The sequence below is a fragment of the Vibrio sp. 10N.222.52.C12 genome (genome assembly GCF_041474215.1).
Taxonomy (GTDB): domain Bacteria; phylum Pseudomonadota; class Gammaproteobacteria; order Enterobacterales; family Vibrionaceae; genus Vibrio; species Vibrio crassostreae_C.
Map to the genome: position 1 here is coordinate 65,702 of NZ_JBFRTR010000077.1, position 20,883 is coordinate 86,584.

The window sequence follows — 20,883 nt, forward strand, 5'->3', positions numbered from 1 at the left end:
CTTACTTCTGTTGATGCGGGTCGAAAGCATCACGCACCGCTTCACCAACGAAGACCAGTAACGTAAGCATCAGTGAAAGCACGACGAAGGCAGAAATGCCAAGCCAAGGCGCTTGTAAGTTAGCTTTACCTTGCGCCAACAACTCGCCTAACGAAGGCGAACCCGCAGGAAGACCAAAGCCCAAGAAGTCTAACGAAGTCAGTGTGGTCACCGAGCCTGAAAGAATAAACGGCATCATGGTTAACGATGCAACCATCGCGTTAGGTAACATGTGACGAAGCATAATACGTTTGTCATCAACACCCATGGCTTGCGCGGCTCGCACATAATCGAAGTTTCGGCAGCGTAAAAATTCCGCTCGCACGATGCCGACTAAACTCATCCAACTAAACAGCACCATAATCCCGAGCAACCACCAGAAATTCGGCTCAATAAAACTCGACAAAATAATCAGCAAGAACAGGGTCGGCATACCAGACCAGACTTCAATGAAGCGTTGTCCGAATAGATCAACCCAGCCACCGTAGTAGCCTTGTGTTGCGCCAACCACGACACCAATCACGCTCGATACAATGGTCAGAATAAAACCAAATAGAACGGAAATACGGAAGCCATAAATGATACGAGCTAATACATCTCGCCCCTTATCATCAGTCCCTAACCAGTTCACCGAATCGGGCTCCGATGGCACCGCACCTGAAATATCGAAGTTTATTGTGTCGTAGCTAAACGGAATGATTGGCCACACGATGTAACCGTTGTCTTCAATGAGCTCGATAACATACGGGTCTTTGTAGTCGGCCTCGGTTTCAAACTCACCACCAAACTCCGTCTCGGCATATTCATTGATAACAGGCACAAACCACTGATTATCATAAGAAACCAAGAGTGGTTTATCATTGGCAATGATCTCAGCGAACAGGCTCAAGCCAAACAAGATGGTAAATATCCAAAGGGAGATAAAACCACGCTTGTTTGCTTTAAAACGTAACCAACGAGCTTCAGCTAAAGGGTTGTTAAACATTTATTATCAATACCTTGTTATTCGTTCGCCATTAACGCGCTTCAAAATCAATTCGAGGATCAACCCAGGTATACGTCAGGTCGGAGATAATGCTCAGCACCAAGCCAAGCAAGGTCATGATATAGAGAGAACTGAACACCACTGGGTAATCTCGTTGAATGGTCGATTCAAAACCGAGCAGGCCAATGCCTTCGAGTGAGAACATCACTTCAATCAACATAGAACCCGTGAAGAAAATACTAATAAATGCACTTGGGAAACCCGCAATAATAATCAACATGGCGTTACGGAAAACGTGCTTGTAGAGAATACTGCTCTCGTCCAAGCCTTTCGCTCGCGCCGTCACCACATATTGCTTATTGATTTCATCAAGGAAGGAGTTTTTGGTCAGCATGCTGAGCGTGGCGAATCCACCGATAACCATGGCGAAAATGGGCAACGCCAAGTGCCAGAAGTAGTCGCCAATTTGCTGATACCAGTTGAGCTGGTCGAAGTTACTCGACACAAGCCCTCGCAATGGGAACCAACTGAAGTAGTTACCGCTTGCAAACAAGATAATCAGAATAATCGCAAACAAGAAGCCCGGCACCGCGTAGCCGACAATCACCACCGCGCTCGACCAAATATCAAAGCGAGAGCCGTGATGTATCGCCTTCATAATGCCTAAGGGTATCGAAATCACATAGATGATTAACGTACTCCACAACCCTAAGGAAATGGAGACAGGTAAACGCTCGATGATTAAATCAATCACGTTACCACCCTTAAACAGGCTTTCACCGAAATTAAAGGTCGCGTAGTTTTTCAACATGTCGAAGTAGCGAACGTGAATCGGCTTATCAAAACCAAACTGCTTTTTGATCTCTTCAACCACTTCAGGATCAAGCCCGCGTGAGCCTTTATAGCCACTGGCAGACGCTTGATCACTTTCACTTAAATCAACTTCTTGTCCACCACCAGAAAAACGCTCCATAATGCCAGAGTTATGCCCTTCTAATTGAGCAACAGCTTGCTCTACCGGGCCTCCAGGCGCTATCTGGATGATGAAAAAGTTGATGGTGATGATCGCCCACAGCGTGGGGATCACCAACAATAAACGTCGAAATATATACGCGGCCATGCTAACTAACTCCTAGCGACGTTTTTCAGGAAGCAAAGCCGCCTTCTCTTCTGAAATCCACCATGTATCGATACCTAAATCGTATTTAGGCAATACATCTGGACGCTCAAACTTGTCCCACATTGCTACGCGATACTCGCCAACGTGCCATTGCGGGATGTTGTAGAAATTCCACTGCAATACTCGGTCTAGTGAACGACCTAGTGTAAGAAGCTTTTCAGGGTGCTGTTGGTTACGCGCAATTTCTTCTGTTAACGCGTCAACCACTGGATCGATAACACCTGCAGTATTGTAAGTAGAATCAATGTAGTTAGAGTTCCAAACGATCATTAAGTTCGGGCTAGGATAAGGGTTTGCGGAAAATGACGACGAAACCATGTCGAAATCACGATCACGCAAGCGCTTGATGTATTGAGTGGTATCGATGGTACGGATCTTCATCTCAATACCCATGCGCTTAAGGTTCTTTTGAACCGGCGTTGCGATACGTTCCGTGGTTGGGCTGTAAATCAACAACTCAAATGACATCGGCTTGCCAGTCTTTTCGTTGGTCATGACTTTGTCTTTCAGCACCCAACCCGCTTCTTTCAACAATTTGAAAGCGGTACGCATTTGGCTACGAATACGACCGCTACCATCGGTGACGGGTGGTTGGAATTCTTCGGTGAAAACTCGCGGTGGAATCTGATCTTTGTATTGAGACAACAACTCGACTTCCGCTTCGCTTGGTAAGCCTTTCGCTTCATAGTCTGTGTTTTGGAAGTAGCTGCGAGTACGTTTGTACTGACCATAGAACATGTTCTTGTTCATCCACTCAAAGTCCATCGCATAGGTTAACGCTTCACGCACTTTAGGATCCGAGAACACAGGTGATTGAATGTTGAAGACGAAACCTTGAGTCGTTTCAGGCTTCTCGTGGTTGATCTCTTCTTTAATGATGTAGCCTTTATCGAAGTTCGCGCCCGTATAAGAGTTAGCCCAGAACTTAGCCGAATTCTCGGTTCGAAGATCGAACTCCCCTGCTTTGAACGCTTCCAACATTACCGTGTCGTCACGGTAGTAATCGTATTGCACCTGCTTGAAGTTATTGCGACCAACGTTAACTGGTAGGTCTGCTGCCCAGTAGTTTTCATCTAGACCATAGGTAACACTTTGGCCTGATTTGTAGCTGATGATCTTATAAGGACCACTACCGACTGGTGGCTCACTTAGAGGCTCAGACAGCTTTCTGTCTTTCCAGAAATGTTTCGGCAATACACGAGTGCTTTGCGCGAAGCTAAACAGTTTTTCGCGGTTTGGACTGTTCATTTCAATACGAACAACCAAATCAGAGACCGCTTTTACTGACTTAATCTCTTTGTAATACACACGATACTGAGGCACGCCCTCGGTTGAGAACTTGTCAAAAGTAAAGGCAACATCATGCGCAGTGATAGGCTCGCCATCTTGGAATTTAGCATTTGGGTTGATGTCGATTTCCATCCAAGTGAAATCACTGGAGTAGCGAACCTTTGAAGCGATCAATGGATAGTACGCATCAATCTCGTCACTCGGAGAAAACATCAAGGTATCGTAAATCTCTCCGGTATAACTTGCAGCAACGCCGCGGGAACCGAATCGATTAAAGCTATCGTACGTACCTATGCTGCCATAGGTCACTTTGCCCTGCTTTGGCGCATCAGGATTAACGTAATCGAAGTGAGTGAAATCGGCTGGATATTTTGCTTCACCAAAACCAACCAGTTGTGTGGTTTCAATAACGGTGACAGCAGGAGTTGATTGGGTTTCAGAAGCGTAAGTAACGGAGGGTTGTAAAGCAATAAGCGGCAACATGATTGCACATGACTTCAAATTAAACCTGAAAAACTGAGTGCGTTGCGAGGCTTTGCGTAGAAAAACTGTTCCCATTTGACTCTCCCTTCAAATGTCATGAATTCTATATTCAAGTTGATTTATCGGCTTTGAATGCATGCCGTTAAATCAAGTATAGGTTCAAATCTAACATCATGTAATAACTAATAAAACCATCAGCACTCTATCTCTGACGGTTTATTTACAAATTACTCGTCACCACTCGAAGTTATTGGATGCAGTGAGCTTTGATTGCTTAGCCTGAATGACACAAGCCTCCACAGCTTAGATTTCCTTTGATTCGCTTCTAAATTGAAGTTTAGGTTCTAAATAATCAACAAACTATACTTTTACTGGAGTATCCTTGCTGCCTAGGTCTAAATGGAATGACACTTTGAACAAACCAAACCAAATAACATTCGCAACGTTCAACCTTCTGAACTATCTCGAGCCACCGAATGCTTATTATGATTTTGAGAACATCTACAGCTTCGAAGAATGGCAGAAGAAGCAACATTGGATGGCTGAAGCGATTCGTTCATTAGATTGCGATGTGATTGGCTTCCAAGAGATATTTAGCCCGCAGTCTTTAGAGCAATTGATGAACGACCTAGGTTATCCATACTTTGCAGTGGTCGATAGCGCACACGTTGAAGATGATTACCTATACACCTCACCTGTCGTTGGTATTGCTTCCCGTTACCCGATTGAAAACGTTCAGCCTGTTACGCCAGATTCGACGTTACTGACAGCATTCAACCTTGGCGACAAATTCTCATTCAACAGAACACCTGTTCACGCGACGATTACGTTACCCCATTTAGGTTCAACCGACTGTTATGTGGTGCACTTCAAATCACAACGTCCGACAGAACCAAAAGCAGAATCTGTCGATACGAACAACGCTCAGCAAGGTGCAAAACCACAAAGTGACACGCTCACTCGTTTTCACCAAGAACGGCTTGGCTCTTGGCTATCCAGTGCCCAACGCGGCCTAGAAGCTCAGATGCTGCATCAATACATCACCAACCAACGCTACCAAACCGATCAACCTGTTGTGTTGATGGGTGATTTTAATAAGCCTCTATTTAATGATGAGTTTAAAGGGCTGTTGAGTTACTCAATCAACCGAGACGAAAACAGCAAGCATTGGCTATCCCACTTTCGATTAAAAGACAGCTGGGATCTTTACCATCAGCTACATGAAGAAGATTTGCTTGAACAGCGTAAGCCAACCCATTACTACGGCGCATCTGGGTCTGTACTGGACTACATTTTGATGTCGAACGAGTTTGATTGTCAGAACTCGTCTAGTTTGATGGAGATCTCTAGCTACACAGTGTTAGACCATCACCTCACCAATCCAAGCTTTGAACACGACCAATTCAGTACGGACCATGCCATCGTGTCTGTTACCGCTCATATTCGTGAAGCCTAGAGTTAAACATAAAAAAGCCGCAGTCAAAAACTGCGGCCTTCCACTTTAGCCAAACGGGTTGAGCTAACCGACGCCCCATTTAGAAACCGATTTACCGTTTAGCAAAGTGTGAAACTTAGAATGTGTACATTGCGCCTAAGTAGAAAGAGTCCAGAACAACAGTATCTTCTGTCTTGTGTCCGTTTTCGTAATCTTCGATATCAAAAGCATCGGCTTCGTATGCTAAGCGAAAGCTCAACGAAGACATTGTAGGTGGCGTGTATTCAACACCAACACCCATACGGATGCCATCTCCCGAATCATCAAAACCATCTCCTGACGGGCGAGAGCCATCAGCAAGCTTCATGTCTAGATCAATAGTCGACAGACCGATAGTGCCAAATGGACGAATGCCATTATCAAACGTGTAACCGAGGTTCGCCGTTACCGAAAAGATTTGAGGTGTCCAAGTGAAAACCTTATTACCAGATTTCGTTTTCAGGGCGATATCACCAAAATCTGTGTATTGAGCTTCAACCGAAACAATGCGGTTAAATTTGTAACCAGCAATTAATCGGTAAGTATTGTCTTCGGCTTTAAAAGTAATAGGCTCACTGATCGTGTCAGTTAACCCGCCCACTTCGACCATTAGCACACTTAAATAATTACCCGCTCCAACAGCAGGCCAATTTGCTCAATCTCCACAATTTAGAATAAGACGAACAGAAAACACGATGAACCACACAATAGACTTCAACGGCTTAATCATTGATATCGACGCTCGAACGATTACCAACCAGCAAGGAAACAAAATCACTTTGCGCCCTCGCCTGTTAGCAGTGCTCTGCTTGTTATTGGAAAATGTGGGAAGACCGATTTCAAGAGAGCATATTGTTGATGTGTGTTGGGACGGACAACTCTCGTCACCACATGTTCTTGCAAACGTAGTCTATAACCTACGCAATGTGTTCGCGCGATTAAGAGCATCCAACGTCCAGATCATTACCATTAGTAAGTTCGGATATGCGCTATCGATTGAACCCACGTAAAAGGATTTATGCAATCAATGGCGGTGACTAAGATCACCAAAAAACGCCCCATCGAAACGTTTCGATGATCATTATCACACTCTAAAACAATCAAACGTGCAAATGATAAATCAGACACTATTATCACTATCGAAACGTTTCGATGGCTTTTCTTGAGTTGTTCTCAACCCATCAAGCGTTATTTTTCGATAGGTCGTGATATGAAAAAAAGTACTTTAATAAACTCTGAACTCTCTTACCTAGTGGCGACTCTTGGCCACACAGATGAAATCACGATTTGTGACGCGGGCCTGCCGATTCCAGACCACGTAACTCGTATTGATCTTGCTTTGACTCACGGTGTCCCAAGCTTTCAGCAAACGGTAAAAACCATGCTGGATGAATCTCAAATCGAAGGCGTTGTGATTGCAGAAGAGTTTGCGAAAGTAAGCCCAGAGCACCACGCAGCGCTGATTGATTTAATCAAGACAGAAGAAGCACGTTGTGGCAAATCGCTTTCTATTACTTACATCACTCATGAAGAATTCAAACAGCGAACGCATGAAAGCCGTGCAGTGATTCGCACCGGTGAATGCACACCATACGCAAATGTTATTTTCCAAGCTGGCGTAACCTTTTAGCTCAAGCAAAACGCAACGACAGCTCAGTGTCATCACTGAACCAAAAACAATACATAGACAGAATAATCAAATACAACTGGCCCCGAGTAAAGGAACCGACATGACTCAAGCCATTTTAGAACTTAGCTCAATTGAGAAAGCCTTCCCTGGTGTGAAAGCACTGGATAAGGCAAGCCTCAACGTTTATCCAGGACGCGTAATGGCGTTAATGGGTGAAAACGGTGCGGGTAAATCAACGCTTATGAAAGTGCTGACAGGCATCTACCACTTGGACGGCGGCACTATTGCCTACCAAGGAAAACCTGCTGCATTTAAAGAGCCACGTGATTCTCAACAAGCAGGCATTAGCATCATTCACCAAGAGCTGAATCTAATCCCTGAATTGACCATCGCCGAGAACATCTTCTTAGGTCGTGAAATCACGGGCACCATGGGTCGTATCTTGTGGAACGAGATGTACCAAGAAGCAGACAAGCTACTTAAACGCCTTAACGTGAAACACAGCTCGAAAACGCCTCTAGGTCAGTTGAGCCTTGGTGAGCAGCAAATGGTAGAGATTGCGAAAGCCCTATCGTTTGAATCTAAAGTCATCATCATGGATGAACCAACCGATGCGCTAACCGATACCGAAACTGAATCTCTGTTTAAGGTGATTAACGAACTGCGCGATGAAGGCTGTGGCATTGTTTACATCTCTCACCGTTTGAAAGAGATCTTCGAGATTTGTGATGACATCACAGTGCTTCGTGACGGTAAGTTCATTGGTCAGTGTGAAGTAAAAGACACCGACGAAGATGGCCTAATCGAAATGATGGTTGGTCGTAAGCTAGAGGAACAATATCCACGTATCGGCCAGAGCCACGGTGAAACTTGTCTTGAAGTGATTGGCCTGACGGGTTCTGGTGTTCACGATGTTAGCTTTACGCTAAAACGCGGTGAAATCCTGGGTGTATCTGGCCTAATGGGCGCAGGTCGTACCGAACTGATGAAAGTGATTTACGGTGCCCTTCCAAGTGAACGCGGCGTCATCAACCTAGAAAACAAAACCATCAACCCTGTAAGCCCGAAAGACGGCTTGGCCAATGGCATTGCTTACATCTCTGAAGACCGTAAGGGCGATGGCTTAGTTCTAGGGCTTTCTGTTAAAGAAAACATGTCGTTATGTTCGCTTGACCTACTGACAAAGAGCGGTCAAATCCAACATAAAGACGAAGTGATTGCAGTAGATGACTTCATCAAGCTATTCAACATCAAAACCCCGACTCGCGAACAGATTATTGGCAACCTTTCTGGTGGTAACCAACAGAAAGTGGCTATCGCTAAGGGCTTGATGACCAAACCAAAAGTACTGATTCTCGACGAGCCAACGCGCGGTGTCGATGTCGGTGCTAAGAAAGAGATTTACCAACTCATTAATAAATTTAAAGCCGACGGCATGAGCATCATTTTAGTCTCATCTGAAATGCCAGAAGTGTTAGGAATGAGTGACCGCATCATGGTGATGCATGAAGGCCGTGTAAGCGGTGAATTTGATGCTAAAGAAGCAAACCAAGAATTATTACTGGCGTGTGCGGTCGGTAAAAAGATCAACGAGGACGCAGCATGAGTACTAAAACCATGAGCAAAACAACTGAAGCTCCAAAGAAAAAACCGTTAATCAGCAAAGAGTGGCTGATTGATCAAAAGTCATTGATTGCTTTGATCTTCCTGATTGTTGTCGTTTCTTTCTTAAACCCGAACTTCTTTACTGTCGACAACATCCTAAACATTCTGCGCCAAACCTCGGTTAACGCAATTATCGCTGTAGGTATGACGCTGGTTATCTTAACCGCGGGTATCGACTTGAGTGTTGGTTCTGTACTGGCGCTTTGTGGTGCGTTCGCAGCCAGCATGATTGGCATGGAAATCCCTGTGATGATCGCAGTACCAACCGCTCTTGTAGCAGGTGCAGCATTAGGTGCGATTAGTGGTGTGATTATCGCTAAGGGTAAGGTTCAAGCCTTCATCGCAACGCTTGTCACCATGACACTACTTCGCGGCGTAACCATGGTTTACACAGATGGTCGTCCTATTTCAACAGGCTTCACAGACACAGCAGACGCATTCGCTTGGTTCGGTACTGGCTACGCAATGGGTGTACCGGTTCCAGTATGGATCATGGTCGTGGTATTCGCAGCAGTATGGTACCTACTTAACCACACACGCTTTGGTCGCTACGTTTACGCACTGGGTGGCAACGAATCAGCAACTCGCCTATCAGGCATCGACGTAGACAAAGTAAAAATCGGTGTTTACGCAATCTGTGGTCTGCTAGCTGCAGTGGCAGGCATCATCGTGGCATCGCGTTTGTCATCTGCTCAACCAACCGCAGGTATGGGTTATGAGCTAGACGCTATCGCAGCCGTAGTTCTTGGCGGGACAAGCTTAGCTGGCGGTCGTGGCCGTATCATGGGCACATTGATTGGTGCTCTGATTATCGGCTTCCTAAACAACGCCCTAAACCTACTAGACGTATCTTCTTACTACCAGATGATTGCAAAAGCAGTGGTTATTCTTCTGGCAGTATTGGTCGACAACAAAAACAAATAAAACCTATTCACACTCTAGGTTAATACAAGTAACACCCTGTTTTACCTTAAAATATTAGAATCTATAAATAATGTAACAACGAGCTAGGACTCACCTCTTAGCTCCCCCTACACAAAGGACTTACACCATGAAAAAATTAGCGACTCTTATTTCTGCTGCTCTTCTTTCTACAACAGTATCTGTGTCTGCACAGGCGCAAGATACAATGGCAATCGTTCTGTCTACATTGAACAACCCATTCTTTGTAACCATGAAAGATGGCGCAGAAGCGAAAGCTGAAGAGCTAGGCTACAAGCTTATCGTTCTTGATTCTCAAAACGATCCAAGCAAAGAGCTTTCGAACATTGAAGATCTAACCATTCGTGGTGTTAAGGCAATCCTGATCAACCCAACAGATTCAGACGCCGTGTCTAACGCAATTCGCATGGCTAACCGTTCAAACATCCCAGTACTAACACTAGACCGTGGTGCAAGCCGTGGTGACGTAGTAAGCCACATCGCTTCTGATAACGTAATCGGTGGTGAAATGGCAGGTCACTTCATCATGGAAAAAGTGGGCGAAAAAGCGAAAGTAATCCAACTTGAAGGTATTGCTGGTACTTCTGCAGCTCGTGAACGTGGTGAAGGCTTCATGAATGCAGTAAACGGCAGCGACCTTGAGCTTCTTGCAAGCCAACCTGCTGATTTCGACCGTACTAAAGGTCTGAACGTAATGGAAAACTTGCTTGCAGCTAACCCAGATGTACAAGCAGTATTTGCTCAAAACGATGAAATGGCACTAGGTGCACTTCGCGCAGTTCAAGCGTCAGGTAAAGAAGTGATGATCGTTGGCTTTGATGGCACAGACGACGGCATCGCTGCTGTTAACCGCGGCCTACTAGGCGCTACAGTTGCACAACAACCTGACCTAATCGGTTCTCTAGGTATCGAAATGGCAGACAAAGTACTGAAAGGCGAAACAGTAGACGAGTACGTACCAGTACCTCTAAAAATCATCGCTAAGTAATCGTTACTAGGTAACGCGATATAAAGCAGGGAGTTCCCTATCTCCCTGCTTTGATTGGCTCGCTGACTCAAACAAAAGCAAACCCCGACAGTGCATCGCTGTTTCTCATTCCGCTCACAAAAGAGAGCGCACTTAACACCATGAGAAAGACCCATGCATTTTCAAATACGATATATCATAAGGCTCGTATCATGACTCAACTGATTGTTTTAGGCAGCGTTAACGCTGACCACGTACTGCAAGTTCCTTCGTTCCCTCGTCCGGGTGAAACCTTGATTGGCGGTAACTATCAGGTCATTCCTGGCGGCAAAGGCGCAAACCAAGCCGTAGCGGCAGCAAGATTAAACGCAGACATTGGCTTCATCGCCTGTGTTGGTGACGACCCATTTGGCGTCAACATTCGTCAAGATTTTGCTAAAGATGGTATCAACATCGACAGTGTGATCGTTGCGGACAACACGCCGACTGGCATTGCGATGATCCAAGTATCAGCAACCGGCGAAAACAGCATTTGTCTTTCTGCGGAAGCGAACGACAAGCTGACTTGCGATCAAATCGAGCCGCATCTAGAGAAGATTCGCGGCGCTGAATACTTGCTGACTCAGCTTGAAACGCCAATTGAAGGCATTGAATACGCTGCGAAAGTAGCAAAAGAGAGTGGCACGCAAGTCATTCTAAACCCAGCTCCTGCTCGTCCATTATCGGATTCACTGCTTGCTTGTGTTGACGTGATTACACCGAACGAAACTGAAGCAGAAGTGCTGACAGGCATTACCGTGACGGACAACGCGTCTGCTCATCAGGCTGCGTTGGCTCTGCATGCTAAAGGCATAGAAACGGTAATGATCACGCTAGGCGCGAAAGGCGTGTGGGTGAGTCATCGCGGTCAAGGCAATGAAGCCAGCGAAGGTGAACTAATCGCAGGTTTCCGTGTTGAAGCAACAGATACAACTGCCGCAGGTGACACCTTTAACGGCGCGTTGGTGACAGGCTTGCTTGAAGATATGCCACTTGAGCGTGCGATTAAATTTGCTCATGCTGCAGCTGCTATCTCTGTGACACGCTTTGGTGCTCAAACGTCGATTCCAAGCCGTGCTGAAACCGATGCGTTTTTGGCAGAGCAACTGTCTGCTTAGTTTGATACCTATTTGAAGGCCTAACTTCTGAGCTAAACCGTGGTTAACGGATGTTAGCCTTCAAATTCGGTAACAACAAATAACAAGAATAAGCCCCTGTTTTCAGGCAGAATATCGCCCAACGTGGAAGGTTATTCCCACAAGGATTTTTTATGGCAACAATGAAAGACATCGCACGGCTCGCAAAGGTTTCGACTTCTACCGTGAGCCACGTGATCAACAAATCACGCTTTGTCAGTGAAGAGATTGCTGAGCGTGTTAACAGTGCGGCTAAAGAACTCAACTATGCGCCTTCTGCATTGGCTCGCAGCTTGAAAATGAAGCAAACCAAAACCTTGGGAATGCTAGTGACCACATCCACCAACCCATTCTTTGGCGAAGTGGTAAAAGGTGTGGAACGTCGTTGCTACGAAAAAGGCTACAACCTTATCTTGTGTAACACCGAAGGCGATAGCGAACGCATGAAATCCTCTATCGATACCTTGCTGCAAAAGCGAGTCGATGGCCTGATGCTAATGTGTTCTACCCTTGAAGGCGAACATATCGATGTATTCGAGCGCTACCCAGAACTGCCTGTTGTAGTCATGGATTGGGGCCCTATGTTGTTTGCGAGCGATAAGATCCAAGACAACTCGCACCAAGGTGGCTACATGGCAACTAAGCACTTGATAGATAACGGTCATTCTCAAATTGGTTGTATCACTGGCCCACTGCACCGTAATCAAGCTTCGTCTCGTTATCAAGGCTTCAAGCAAGCAATGGAAGAAGCCAATTTAGAGATCAACCCTAAGTGGATTGTTGAATCCAACTTTGAATGTGACGGTGGTTTTGACTCTTATCAGACATTGAAAACTCGTGGCGAAATGCCGTCTGCCTTGTTCGTCAGTAACGATATGATGGCGATGGGCGTGATTCACGCTGCGGCGCAAGATGGCACATCGATTCCGAATGATCTGTCTATCATTGGCTACGATGACATCCACCTGTCGAAGTACATGACACCCGCGTTAAGCACTGTCCACCAGCCAAAACATCGTTTAGGTAAAGCCGCAGTGGATACGCTTTTGAGCAGATTACAAACTCCAGATGCTTATCCGCAAGTCGTTGAACTTGAACCTACTCTTGTTGAACGAAGCAGCGTAAAAGCGCTTTAGTACTCGCCACACTCATCACACCGTTGAAAGCTAGCTTATTGAGCTAGCTTTTTTGTCTTTGAAACATAATAACGCCGCTTAATCGCCCCTAAAATGCCGTCAATATGCGAAACTTACATGCTAAAATATGCATTTGCGCACTCAGCAACTATTCACGCAATTAACGACTAATTCATCTACACTAATATTAAATAACAACGGCATGGAGAGCGTAGTTGTATGATCGCGGGTTGGTTTGACAATATATCCCTACAAAAAAAGCTATTAGTCAGCTTTTTAATTCCTATCACTTTGATGGTCATCGTCTCTTTCTCTGTGTATGAAAACACCCAATCTATTGTGAAAGATAACCATTGGGTTGTTCACACTCACAAAGCCATAGCCCGAGCTCAAGAGCTGCTCAACCTAATTGTGGATATGGAAACCGGACAACGTGGCTACCTAATCACGGGCGATCCCGTATTTTTAGAGCCCTATCATCTGGCACTGGATGTTTGGCGTCAAAAAATGCAAAGCCTATCAACTCAAGTGAGTGACAACCCCCCTCAAGTTGAACGCCTCAAAAGAATCGATGATACTCATAAGACATGGCTAAAGGAGTCGGGCGAGAAAGAGATCATGCAACGCAACCTCGTCAATAAAGGCGAAGCGAAAATGCAAAGTGTCGTCTACCTCACTCAACAACAGACCGGAAAACAACTGATCGATAAGATCCGTAAAGAGATCGCTCAATTTATCGATATTGAACAGCAACTTATCAGAGTCAGAGTCGATAAGTCCGTTAACTCGGCCAACCAAACCACTTACGTACTGGTTGTCGGTACCCTGTTTTCAGCATTTATCTCATTGCTTGTGGCGGCGTGGTCATCAAACCGTATTAAACGAAGAATAGACATACTGCTCGCAGCCGCAAACCAAGTTGCTGCTGGCCATTTAAAAGAAGGGGCATCGACCCTCAAACTTTCCTCAAACATTAACGCTCAAGACGAAGTAGCTCACCTCAGCCATAGCTTTCAAACAATGGCAACAAACCTGGTAAAAAACGACAATGAAATGCGAGCGAAAAATCAGGAGCTAATCGCTGAACGAACCAAAGCTGAAGCCGCAGTAAAAGCTAAGGGCGATTTTCTGTCTACCATGAGCCACGAAATCAGAACACCAATGAACGGTGTTCTTGGAATATCTCAGATCATTGCAAGCCAAACCCAAGAACCCGAAACAAAAGAGAACATCAACATCATTCTCGAATCTGGTCACCACTTGATGACGATACTCAACGACATTCTGGACTTCTCAAAAGTCGAAGAAAACAAGCTTGAGTTAGATGTGGCTCCCTTTAACTTTGTTCAAGTCATGCAGCCTGTATGCAGCGCACTAAAACCCTTAGCCGATGAAAAAGGCATTCGCCTGTTAATCGAAAATAACATACCGAAAAACATCCAACTCTTCGGAGACTGTGCAAGGCTGCGCCAAATCATGTTCAACTTGGGCGGTAATGCGACAAAATTCACCAAAGAAGGTCATGTGTCCATACAAGCTGACCTCAATCGCCCCAACAACCAGTTGATCCTCACCGTGACAGACACCGGGGTTGGTATCCCGAAAGATAAGCACGAGCAGGTATTCAATTCATTCGAACAAGCCGACACTTCGACAACAAGGAAGTTTGGCGGAACAGGGCTTGGCCTCGCAATCGTCAAGAACCTAGTCAACCTCATGAATGGAGAAATCACATTAACCAGTGCTGTCGGGCTTGGTACAAAATTCCAAGTCTCTCTGCCTATCACATGGCAAGAAAGCAAAGCGAAAGACATCGCGACCCATACAGTCGATGCAGAAACTCTCAGCTTTGACTCGTTAAGTATCCTGTTGGTGGAAGATAACCGTATTAATGCCATTGTTGCACAAGGCTTTTGTGAAAAACTCGGCCATCATGTTGAGCATGCGGAAAACGGGAAATTGGCGATTGAACGCCTCAAAACAACTCAATATGACCTTATCTTGATGGACAATCATATGCCTGAAATGAACGGGGTCGAGACAACAAATTACATTCGTGAAAAACTGAAACTCGATACCTTGATATTCGCTTACACGGCCGATGTATTCCGTGAGGCGCATGACAACTTTATTCAGGCGGGTGTCGACCATATTCTGACCAAGCCTCTGCAGCAAGAGAGTTTCTTCGACGCCCTACAACAGTTCTCAAGTCGATTACCGAAACAAACAGCAGCCGAAGGTTCGAGTGAGAATGAAAACATTGTCGAGCTTCATCGTAAGCCTATTGAAACGTTAAGGTTAACGGAAGAAGAGATCAGCCATTCAGAAGTGATACAAATACTTAAAGATGACACGGAAGGGTTCAGCTTACTCATAGACTCGACCATTATTGAGTTCGAACAGTCAGTTGATCGCGTCATTGAATACTATTTAGCGAAAGAATTAGAGCCACTTTGTCGCACCCTGCACTCCATTAAAGGCATGTCGCTAAACTTAGGTCTTAACATGCTTTCTAAGCAGGCATTGGAGCTAGAAGTCGAAGCCAAAAATCAACAATTGCCGGATATTGAACGACTGCAAAAACTGCTCAATCGCCTTATGGTCAATATCCATCAAGCTCAGCGGATGAAAAACGCCCATTCAGTCGAGCATCTGAATCAAATGAACGATCAAGCTTAAGAACGCTTCGTTCCCAAGCTAAAACGCAAGGCTTAATCACCTTGCGTTTTTCGATCTTATACCGCGCTAGTCTCTGTTCTAGCGATTTAACGGTTTAACGGTTTAACAGGGCGGTTATTTGCTGGATCTCATCTTCGACATCAATACCATTATATTGCGGCGCAATCGAGAGATCTTGAATACTCACAGTTTCTACAGATTGCTTGTCGTTGAGCTGAAGCATTAAGTCACCCTTTGGTGAATAGGTTCTACTGCTACCACAATAAGTCGCGGCAAACGCATCAACCACATCCTGCCCAACGCGATTACACGTCACGACATGACACCCCTCTTCTAAAGCTCTCGCTTGAGCAATAGCAAAGCTATGATGACCACCAAAATTCGCGGGATGTAGAATAACGTCGACCGACTGATACGCCCTCATGATCTCCGAGAACCAAATATCAAAGCAAATTGCGACACCAAACTTTAAGCCCTTGTGCTCAAATGTAAGGAGCTCACACCCACGTGAAAAATACTGTTTGTCGAATTTGGTTTGACTGACTTTTCTGTATTTATGAAGTAAACCTGAACCATCAACCACCACGACGCTATTGTAATATTGGCCGCTATCTTTCTCGGCAATACCAGCAACAATCAAGGTGTGATACTTCGCTGCCATCTGAGTTAATGAATCAATAGTAGTACTGTCGTTGAAGTCTTCAGCCAGTTCATGAATTTCTTCAGCATCGTTAAAAATATACCCAGTAGTGAACAATTCAGGCAACAGAGTGATATCCCCGACTGTCGATTCCGCTTCCAAAAGATCAGAAACCGACTCAATGTTCTTTTGTTTGTTTTTGTATTCAACCTCAAGCTGAATAAGAGTGATGCTGACATTATTCAAAATCGAATCCTTGCTAGGTAATACTTCAAACTGTAACGCTTCAAGCTTTAATACTTCAAACTAGAGACTAAGAACTAAGAACTAAGAACTAAGAACGACAGAGTAAGGCAATCCCCTATCGCTTTCTTATTCGCACGCCAAAGGTTGAAGCAGGCGCACAGTCCTGTACGCATTTCAAATCTGCCTACGGCGCTAATTAAGGCTCTGGTAAAACGGGAGGCGTGCTGTCCATATAGGTTAAGAAATTCACCCACACCTCATGCGTGCGCTGCTTGGTTAACGTCATCTTGCAGGAAAGCGCCATAACCCCTCGAATAGAACCTTCACGCCATTGGGTGTACACAGAATCACAATGTGCTGTCATGTACGCCTGCCAGCTCTCCTGAGCCTTCTTAATTGACGCCACCAGCTCAGCATCATAAGCATTGTGCTCAAAGCTGGCTGCAAGGTATTTATCCAGTTCCGCTTGTGCAGATTCCAACTCAATTGCCGCACAGTGATTGATCTCGATGGTATTCATCGCATTCTCGCAATCAACAACACCTTCGTAGGCCAACGCAGAGAATGAGAAGCACACCGCTATGAGTGCCGATATCAGTTTTGTCATAATCATCCTTTATGCTGCCACCACCAAAACGAATCGTGTCGTGACTTTATTTATTTAAACGTGGCTCAATATTCAGCTCATTCAGCTCATTCAGCTCATTCAGCCAGAGCAAATAACAATAAAATTTATCAGGATATAAGCATTTGTTATCCGCATAAATCATCAAAAATGACGCCTCGCCAACTCAAATAAATGAGATAACGCTCAGATTTTGCTGGTAAAACTAGAAAACATATTATTTATATCAATAATTCGTGCCTGCACTCACACTATTAATTATTTATATTGCTACCTAAACGCTAACTTTATAAATTAAATCGAATGCTCACATAAATCGGTAACGCTTCTCCAACTATGGATATCAAGTACCAAAACATTGCCAAGACTTCATTTTACTTTGCCATCTCTTTCTTTTTTTCCATGGCAATGCTCATTCCTTTTACACCGTATCACTACCAAACATTAACCGAAGACACATCAAGGTTAGTCGAAACCAGGTTAGAAGGGATCCAATCAAGGTTCGACCGTTTTTTATCTGAAGTTAGACCTGAACAGTCATGCGACGCGATCGTTAGACAGCTTCGACAAAACGTTTTTGAAGCCGATTGGGTAAAAGAAGCAGCGGTATTCAATAAACAGAACCGATTTTACTGTTCAACCACCGATGGTGACGTTTCATTTCGCCTATACAGCACCATCAGGCAGCGACTCAATGACGACCCGAATTTAACAACCCTGTCGTATTCCAACTCGGCCATCACGCAAGTTCAGTCCATCATGCTCATTTTCTCGAACAAAGAAGATGCCGGAGTGAGCCTGATGATTCCGCCACACTTCATCTATGACCTTGTTGAAACAAACCTGAGCAGCCATGGAATACAGGCCAAAGTTGAAGTGATCAAAAGAGATATCCACCCTACCGATATTGACTCATCAATCGCCAAGGTGCGGATACAATCAAACACCTACCCATTGACCATCACCTCATACATTGGGTATCAGTTTTATCTTCACTTCATGTTGAGTTATTTATGGTTTGGCTTTTTGATGGCCGGAATCACCACCATTATTCTCCTTTCCATCAAGCATAAAAAGCAGAGCCAACGCAGCTTAGAATATTCGCTTTCAAGTGCGCTAAAAAACCAACACCTTCATGTTCACATGCAGCCTATCGTTAACCAAAACACCAATGAGATCGTCGGCTGTGAGTCACTATTACGATGGAACGACCCAATTGAAGGTAACGTCTCCCCGGCTATTTTCATTCCGCTTGCTGAAAGCTTAGGCTTAATTGAGGAGCTCACCTACTTCGTGCTGCGCAAAGTATTAATGACGTTGAAAAGCAATCAAGATGTGTTCGACTCAAAGTACATCAGCGTCAACATCAGCCGCAACGTAGTGTCTAACAGTAACTTCTCTAACAAAGTGATCAGCATCTTTAAAAGACACCCTGAGATCCTCAAGCAGGTGGTTTTTGAAGTAACCGAATATGGTGAATGTTCTGATGCCGACATGGTCAAAATTAGAGACAACCTAACCAAGCTATCGAACAGGGGCGTCAGAGTCGCGATTGATGATTTTGGTACAGGCTACGCAGGGTTAGATTTCGTAAGACAGTTCCCGTTCAGCATTCTCAAAATCGATCGCGTGTTTGTGAAAAACATATCCGACGAATCCAGCTTTGGTCTCCCTTTGCTAGAGTCCATGCTTCAACTATCACGCTCCTTAGGCATGCAAGTCATCGTCGAAGGTGTCGAGTATGAATCCCAAGTGAAAATCTTATCTAAGCTCGGTGTCGACTATATCCAAGGCTTCTATTTTTATAAGCCGATGCCGATAAACCTGACTGTCAGCTTACTCAAGCAACAGCATTTTGAGTCAGATAACGTTGAGGAACAAACCAACCAGACATTCCTTGTTACATAAGGCACTAAAAAACAACGAAAGAAAATGCGAAGGCTATGGGTCTCCTTTGATGAACATTTAAACCATCGCATCATTGAATGCATCACAAGGGATATCATGGAAAAGACACTTCAAACCAAACTGGCGACTAGCCTACTACTGCTGAGAATCGGCATTTTTATCGTCTTCTTGTTCTGGGGCTTAGATAAGATCCTTGTCCCTGAGCACGCGACAAAAGTACTGTCTGGCTTTTACGGCATCGACGTCTCGAACAATGCGATGATGGCTCTGGGTGTCGCGCAGCTCGGATTTTTAGGCGCATTCGTTGTAGGCATGTGGAAAAAGTACACCTACGGAGCCATTTTAGTCCTTCATGCAGGCTCAACCTTTTCCTCTTTTGGAAAATACATGGACCCGTTCAACAACCTACTGTTCTTCGCCTCTTGGCCAATGCTCGCAGCCTGTATCGCAATCTTCTTACTTCGCAATTACGACACTTACAGCGTTGCCAACTAATACAAAGGGCGCCGTTATTGGCGCCCTCTTTGGTTGGGTTGATTCTTAAACGTTTGTTAGCCTAAGCAAACTGAAATTCCCCACCATGCTCTTCTATTATAAATGAAAGGTCTTGTGCGGCATTTTGGAATATTTCTTGGATGATTCCTTGAATACCATACCACTGTTGAGACAACTGATAATCAGAATGTATGGTGTCATCAGAAAAATCAACGCCGCCCAAGTGAGCAACCTTGGCTAAACCAAAGACTAAATCAAAAGTAATGGGCTCACCTAAACGATGTGCTAACCTGTTTCTGATACGATTCATTTCGATCAAAAAATCAGCCATTGATTGCCAAATTAAACCGCGATTAAGCGCTAACTTAACCTTATTAGGAAAACTCATGTTAAATGGGTTTATCTTCTCACTATCATCAAGCTTCAACTCTATTAATTGAACTAATACTGACTCAAGCAATAAATGACCTGTTAGATATGCACCCAACTCAGTGTTGTTGAACAATTCGAGAATGTGCTCAAGATTTGGTGTTTCTCTGTCTTCCCAAATGTTATCTGTCATATAGACTCACTTACTATTGGATTAGGCAAACGCCGCGTAAAGGTATAAGCAACCCAATACCTTAGCGTCCGCATAATACCTTAAACACATAAACCAACGCATAGTAAAAATGCCACGTGTTGCGAATCACTCTTAAGCAACTTGTTATACCGCTTGATTGAGGCTAAAATGACCAAAATAAAGACCACTTAAGAGACCTATTAAATGACCACTAGAATTTTAGCCGATGTTGCTGCAAGCATTACTGAGTTGAAAGCTAACCCTATGAAAGTTGCAACTAGTGCTTACGGTGAACCTGTTGCTGTACTGAACCGAAATGAGCCAGCATTTTATTGCGTACCAGCCGAAGCGTACGAAATGATGATGGACAGACTCGAAGATCTTGAACTACTAACTATTGCGAAAGAGCGTGAATCTGAAGAGAGTATTTCGGTAAATATTGATGACCTATAAACTCGACTTTAAAAAGAGTGCACTCAAAGAGTGGAAAAAGCTTGGCTCAACGCTTCAACAACAATTTAAGAAAAAGCTAATCGAGCGTTTAGATAACCCGCATGTTCCGGCTTCAAAACTCTCTGGAGCTGACAACATGTATAAGATTAAGCTGCGCCAATCGGGCTACCGTCTCGTCTACAAAGTTGAAGACGATGTCATCATTGTAACCGTCTTAGCAGTCGGAAAACGCGAACGTAGCGATGTTTACCGTAAAGCTATGAAAAGGTTAGATGATTGATTGCGGTATCAACGAATGACATGGATTCC

The 20,883-nt window shown here is 44.6% G+C and carries 20 protein-coding genes; 13 read left to right on the top strand and 7 right to left on the bottom strand.

Translation table 11 applies throughout. The annotated features are described in order from the left end of the window. Nucleotide 1: 1 nt before the first annotated feature. Genes AB4623_RS14785 through AB4623_RS14795 form a run of 3 tightly spaced genes read right to left on the bottom strand, consistent with a single transcriptional unit; the run spans nucleotide 2 to nucleotide 4,052 of the window. A complete protein-coding gene (locus AB4623_RS14785; protein ID WP_017060847.1) occupies nucleotides 2–1,024 on the bottom strand; it encodes an ABC transporter permease in 1,023 nt (340 codons plus the stop codon). 31 nt (nucleotides 1,025–1,055) lie between these two features. Beyond that, nucleotides 1,056–2,144, bottom strand: coding sequence for a microcin C ABC transporter permease YejB (locus AB4623_RS14790; RefSeq protein WP_004730359.1), 1,089 nt, complete (start codon nucleotides 2,142–2,144; stop codon nucleotides 1,056–1,058). 12 nt (nucleotides 2,145–2,156) lie between these two features. After that, nucleotides 2,157–4,052, bottom strand: coding sequence for an extracellular solute-binding protein (locus tag AB4623_RS14795; RefSeq protein WP_372146742.1), 1,896 nt, complete (start codon nucleotides 4,050–4,052; stop codon nucleotides 2,157–2,159). Nucleotides 4,053–4,389: 337 nt separating this feature from the next. Between AB4623_RS14795 and AB4623_RS14800 the strand changes: the two genes are divergently transcribed. Next, a complete protein-coding gene (locus AB4623_RS14800) occupies nucleotides 4,390–5,433 on the top strand; it encodes an endonuclease/exonuclease/phosphatase family protein (RefSeq protein WP_102320980.1) in 1,044 nt (347 codons plus the stop codon). 115 nt (nucleotides 5,434–5,548) lie between these two features. On the opposite strand, the gene AB4623_RS14805 is transcribed toward AB4623_RS14800, so the two are convergent. Beyond that, nucleotides 5,549–6,061 carry an outer membrane beta-barrel protein gene (locus AB4623_RS14805; protein WP_017071351.1) on the bottom strand — a complete coding sequence of 171 codons (513 nt, stop codon included), beginning with the start codon at nucleotides 6,059–6,061 and terminating at the stop codon, nucleotides 5,549–5,551. Between the two features lie 85 nt (nucleotides 6,062–6,146). Between AB4623_RS14805 and AB4623_RS14810 the strand changes: the two genes are divergently transcribed. From AB4623_RS14810 to AB4623_RS14845, 8 genes are all read left to right on the top strand, one after another. Beyond that, the gene (locus AB4623_RS14810; RefSeq protein ID WP_017060852.1) at nucleotides 6,147–6,461 is read left to right on the top strand and encodes a winged helix-turn-helix domain-containing protein; all 315 of its coding nucleotides are present in this window, start codon (nucleotides 6,147–6,149) and stop codon (nucleotides 6,459–6,461) included. Nucleotides 6,462–6,661: 200 nt separating this feature from the next. Beyond that, nucleotides 6,662–7,081 (top strand): D-ribose pyranase, encoded by a 420-nt coding sequence (gene rbsD, locus AB4623_RS14815; RefSeq protein ID WP_017060853.1) that lies wholly within the window; start codon nucleotides 6,662–6,664, stop codon nucleotides 7,079–7,081. A gap of 100 nt (nucleotides 7,082–7,181) precedes the next feature. Beyond that, entirely contained in the window at nucleotides 7,182–8,687 is a 1,506-nt protein-coding gene (rbsA, locus tag AB4623_RS14820; RefSeq protein ID WP_372146744.1) for a ribose ABC transporter ATP-binding protein RbsA, read from the top strand. Next, nucleotides 8,684–9,670 (top strand): ribose ABC transporter permease, encoded by a 987-nt coding sequence (gene rbsC / locus AB4623_RS14825; RefSeq protein ID WP_229648140.1) that lies wholly within the window; start codon nucleotides 8,684–8,686, stop codon nucleotides 9,668–9,670. Before rbsA ends, rbsC begins: the two co-directional genes overlap by 4 nt. A 127-nt stretch (nucleotides 9,671–9,797) precedes the next feature. Next, nucleotides 9,798–10,676: a ribose ABC transporter substrate-binding protein RbsB gene (gene rbsB / locus AB4623_RS14830; RefSeq protein ID WP_017060856.1), complete on the top strand. Its 879-nt coding sequence runs from the start codon at nucleotides 9,798–9,800 to the stop codon at nucleotides 10,674–10,676. 191 nt (nucleotides 10,677–10,867) lie between these two features. Next, on the top strand, nucleotides 10,868–11,812 hold the full coding sequence (gene rbsK / locus AB4623_RS14835; protein WP_372100618.1) for a ribokinase: 945 nt from the start codon (nucleotides 10,868–10,870) through the stop codon (nucleotides 11,810–11,812). A gap of 152 nt (nucleotides 11,813–11,964) precedes the next feature. Beyond that, nucleotides 11,965–12,966, top strand: a complete 1,002-nt coding sequence (locus AB4623_RS14840) for a substrate-binding domain-containing protein (protein WP_048613455.1) — start codon at nucleotides 11,965–11,967, stop codon at nucleotides 12,964–12,966. Nucleotides 12,967–13,185: 219 nt separating this feature from the next. Continuing rightward, nucleotides 13,186–15,645 (top strand): CHASE3 domain-containing protein, encoded by a 2,460-nt coding sequence (locus AB4623_RS14845; protein ID WP_372146745.1) that lies wholly within the window; start codon nucleotides 13,186–13,188, stop codon nucleotides 15,643–15,645. A gap of 94 nt (nucleotides 15,646–15,739) precedes the next feature. Here the strand turns inward: AB4623_RS14845 and AB4623_RS14850 are convergent, their stop codons facing one another. Further along, entirely contained in the window at nucleotides 15,740–16,531 is a 792-nt protein-coding gene (locus tag AB4623_RS14850; RefSeq protein ID WP_372146747.1) for a carbon-nitrogen hydrolase family protein, read from the bottom strand. A 196-nt stretch (nucleotides 16,532–16,727) separates the two neighbouring features. Next, on the bottom strand, nucleotides 16,728–17,138 hold the full coding sequence (locus AB4623_RS14855; RefSeq protein ID WP_017067713.1) for a lysozyme inhibitor LprI family protein: 411 nt from the start codon (nucleotides 17,136–17,138) through the stop codon (nucleotides 16,728–16,730). 354 nt (nucleotides 17,139–17,492) lie between these two features. On the opposite strand from AB4623_RS14855, the gene AB4623_RS14860 reads away from it, so the two are divergent. Further along, complete coding sequence (locus AB4623_RS14860; protein WP_229648143.1) at nucleotides 17,493–19,064, top strand: EAL domain-containing protein; 1,572 nt, start codon at nucleotides 17,493–17,495, stop codon at nucleotides 19,062–19,064. A 96-nt stretch (nucleotides 19,065–19,160) separates the two neighbouring features. Then, nucleotides 19,161–19,559: a hypothetical protein gene (locus AB4623_RS14865; RefSeq protein WP_372146749.1), complete on the top strand. Its 399-nt coding sequence runs from the start codon at nucleotides 19,161–19,163 to the stop codon at nucleotides 19,557–19,559. A gap of 61 nt (nucleotides 19,560–19,620) precedes the next feature. Here AB4623_RS14865 and AB4623_RS14870 read toward each other — a convergent pair whose 3' ends face one another. Continuing rightward, nucleotides 19,621–20,121 carry a hypothetical protein gene (locus tag AB4623_RS14870; RefSeq protein WP_104216111.1) on the bottom strand — a complete coding sequence of 167 codons (501 nt, stop codon included), beginning with the start codon at nucleotides 20,119–20,121 and terminating at the stop codon, nucleotides 19,621–19,623. Nucleotides 20,122–20,325: 204 nt separating this feature from the next. Here AB4623_RS14870 and AB4623_RS14875 point away from each other — a divergent pair, with 204 nt between their 5' ends. Continuing rightward, entirely contained in the window at nucleotides 20,326–20,574 is a 249-nt protein-coding gene (locus AB4623_RS14875; RefSeq protein WP_004730320.1) for a type II toxin-antitoxin system Phd/YefM family antitoxin, read from the top strand. Further along, entirely contained in the window at nucleotides 20,564–20,854 is a 291-nt protein-coding gene (locus AB4623_RS14880) for a type II toxin-antitoxin system RelE/ParE family toxin (RefSeq protein WP_005377002.1), read from the top strand. The genes AB4623_RS14875 and AB4623_RS14880 overlap by 11 nt, the downstream gene beginning before the upstream one ends. The last annotated feature ends 29 nt before the right edge of the window (nucleotides 20,855–20,883 follow it).